This is a genomic window from Rhizobium sp. SVR5-2C, from assembly GCF_056755115.1.
In genome coordinates this window covers 1-265 of sequence record NZ_JBNDHT010000422.1, presented here as the reverse complement: position 1 = coordinate 265, position 265 = coordinate 1, and the positions used below count along the sequence as shown (strand labels likewise).

The window sequence follows — 265 nt, the reverse complement described above, 5'->3', positions numbered from 1 at the left end:
TCCATGCGCCGGCCGACCCCGAGGCGGCGGCCGACCAGCGCGCGGCCGCACTCGTCGCGCAACTGACGACAGACGAGAAACTGCAGCTCGTGCACGGGACCGGCATGCCCGCGCTCAACTTCGGCGGCCCGTTTCCGGCCGACGCGTTGAACGGCGCAAGCTACATCCCGGGCGTGCCGCGGCTCGGCATTCCGGCGCTCAGCAGCGCCGATTCGGCGGGCGGCGTGAACGTGAAGAATGCGAGCGCGACCGGCGCGGGCAGCGC

1 protein-coding gene is annotated in these 265 nt (G+C 73.2%); it reads left to right on the top strand.

Annotation, left to right across the window (positions count from 1 at the left end; genetic code table 11):
* Positions 1 to 265 (top strand): hypothetical protein (locus ACPYOI_RS36360; protein ID WP_481424214.1); only part of this gene is annotated, 265 nt, incomplete at both ends.